We start from the raw sequence: 2,075 nt of genomic DNA on the forward strand, positions 1-2,075 counted from the left end.
GACCGCGAGCACGATGGGCGCGGCCACCGGCACCCGCGGCAGCGTGCCGACCGCGTCCCACAGCCGGGCGCCCGCCCAGGAGAGCACCCCGGCCACGGCGAACAGCCCGGCCAGGACACCGATCCGCAGTTGCTTCACCGAGCCGTCGCTCCTCTTCTCGATCACACCCCCGGAAACCGGGGGCCTACTCAGGTCAAACGCCTACTCGGGCAGCCGGAGTTCCAGGTCGACCCGCGGCTGCACGCCGTCGAGGCCGACGGCGGCGAGGAGCTCGACCACGGCGCCGCGGCCCGGCACCACGGCCTCCGGATCCACATCGTGCCAGGGAGCGAGGACGAACGCGCGCTCGTGGGCGCGCGGGTGGGGCAGGGTGAGCACAGGGTCGGCGGAGACCACGTCCTGGTAGGCGACGATGTCGACGTCGAGGGTGCGCGGGCCCCAGCGCTCGTCCCGCACGCGCTCGAAGGCCTCCTCGATGGCGTGGCCGCGCTCGAGCAGGGAGTCCGGCGGGAGGGTGGTCTTCACAAGGACGACGGCGTTGAAGTAGGAGGGCTGGGTGCCGGGCTCGACGCCCCACGGCTCCGTCTCGTAGACCGGGGAGACGGCCTTGACCCGAAGGCCCGGCGTGTCCTCCAGGGCGTCGATCGCGCCCTGGAGGGTCTCCAGGCGGTTGCCGAGGTTGCTGCCCAGGGAGATCACGGCTCGTTTGGGATTGCTCAGGGTCACGTCCGCCGCGTCCACCTGCTCCACCACGGAGGCGGGCACCGGCTGCACGGTCGGGTCGCTGCTGCTCATACTCGGCTCCGCGTAATAGTGATCGTCACATCGTCAAAGGGCACGGTGATGGGCGCGTCCGGCTTGTGGACGACGACCTCCACTTCGCGCACCGCGTCGTGCTTGAGGCAGTTCTGGGCGATCCGCTCGGCCAGGGTCTCGATGAGGTCGACGGGCTCACCCTGGACGATGCCGACCACTTCCTCCGCCACGACGCCGTAGTGCACGGTCTTCGCGAGGTCGTCGGAGGCGGCCGCGGGCCGGGTGTCCAGGCTCAGGACGAGGTCCACGATGAAGGTCTGCCCCTCTTCGCGCTCCCGGGGGAACACGCCGTGGTGCCCACGGGCCTTCAGGCCGCGCAGCGCGACACGATCCACACGAATCACTCCTGCTGGTCGTCGGACGGGGGCACCTCTGATGCCCGGTACCCACGTCGAATCTACCTGCGAGCGCCGACAGCGCTCGCACATGGAGGCTAGGGGTTGGTGTACATATCTACGGATACTTCCGGATGTTTCAGGGCCTTTCGGACGGCCTGCGCGCCCGGCCGCTCCCGACTCGCGCCGCGCTTACCCGGCGGCCCCGTCCCCCACCCCTACCCGCCCGCCCAGCAGCCCGAACGAGTGGCGGGCATTCCGCCGCGCTGACGTGGATCACTCCTCGTGGGGCGGGTGTGACGCGAGATACGTCACGCTCCCGAAATGCCGTCCGCGCCGTCCGCGCCGTCCGTTTCGTCCTCCTCGTCGTCACGACCGGCGAGCACCGGCGAGCCGTGGTGCGACCACACCTTCCACTCCCCGCCGACGCGCCGGAAGGCGTTCGTCGCCACGACGAGCTGTCCCACCAGGGGCCCGAGCTCGCCCTCCTCCTCGGCCGGACCGCCGCTGAGGATGTTCTCCGTGCAGGTGACGAGAGCGGTGTCGCCGGCGACCGAGACCTCGACGTCGGTGAGGAAGAACTGGATGTAGTCCGTGCTCGCCATGATCAGCGCGTACGAGCGGAGCACCTCCTTGCGCCCGCGCAGCACCGGCCACCCGGGGTGGACGCACGACACCTCGATGTCGGGGTCGTCCAGCCACAGCCGGCCCATCGCGTCCGTGTCGCCGCGCTCCACCGCCTCGTACAGCGCGGTGTTCGCCAGCTCGACCAGCTCGCCGTCCGTACGGGCGGTGCTCACACGGCCTCCTCGGCGCCTGCCGCGCCCGCCCCGTCCGTCACGCTTCCCGCCGCATCCGCCACGCCTGCCGACGCTTCCCGCACCGCCTGCACCACGCGCACCGCATCCGCGCTGGCCCGCACCT

Annotated in this window: 3 protein-coding genes and 1 pseudogene; all 4 read right to left on the minus strand. The window is 71.3% G+C overall.

Translation table 11 applies throughout. The annotated features are described in order from the left end of the window. A pseudogene (locus V7793_RS36810) lies at positions 1-138 on the minus strand (DUF3180 domain-containing protein); the annotation flags it as partial. Between the two features lie 63 nt (positions 139-201). Continuing rightward, positions 202-795 carry a 2-amino-4-hydroxy-6-hydroxymethyldihydropteridine diphosphokinase gene (gene folK / locus V7793_RS36815; protein ID WP_058045619.1) on the minus strand — a complete coding sequence of 198 codons (594 nt, stop codon included), beginning with the start codon at positions 793-795 and terminating at the stop codon, positions 202-204. After that, entirely contained in the window at positions 792-1,151 is a 360-nt protein-coding gene (gene folB, locus V7793_RS36820) for a dihydroneopterin aldolase (RefSeq protein ID WP_058045618.1), read from the minus strand. Before folB ends, folK begins: the two co-directional genes overlap by 4 nt. 311 nt (positions 1,152-1,462) lie before the next feature. Further along, positions 1,463-1,951 carry a nuclear transport factor 2 family protein gene (locus tag V7793_RS36825; protein ID WP_336014034.1) on the minus strand — a complete coding sequence of 163 codons (489 nt, stop codon included), beginning with the start codon at positions 1,949-1,951 and terminating at the stop codon, positions 1,463-1,465. Positions 1,952-2,075 lie beyond the last annotated feature (124 nt).

Origin of the sequence: Streptomyces sp. KLMMK (assembly GCF_036961605.1) — a bacterium.
Lineage (GTDB): Bacteria > Actinomycetota > Actinomycetes > Streptomycetales > Streptomycetaceae > Streptomyces > Streptomyces telluris.

Excerpts from the sequence above, each read along its gene's own strand:
- folK (WP_058045619.1), bottom strand. The coding sequence starts at position 795 with ATGAGCAGCAGCGACCCGACCGTGCAGCCGGTGCCCGCCTCCGTGGTG.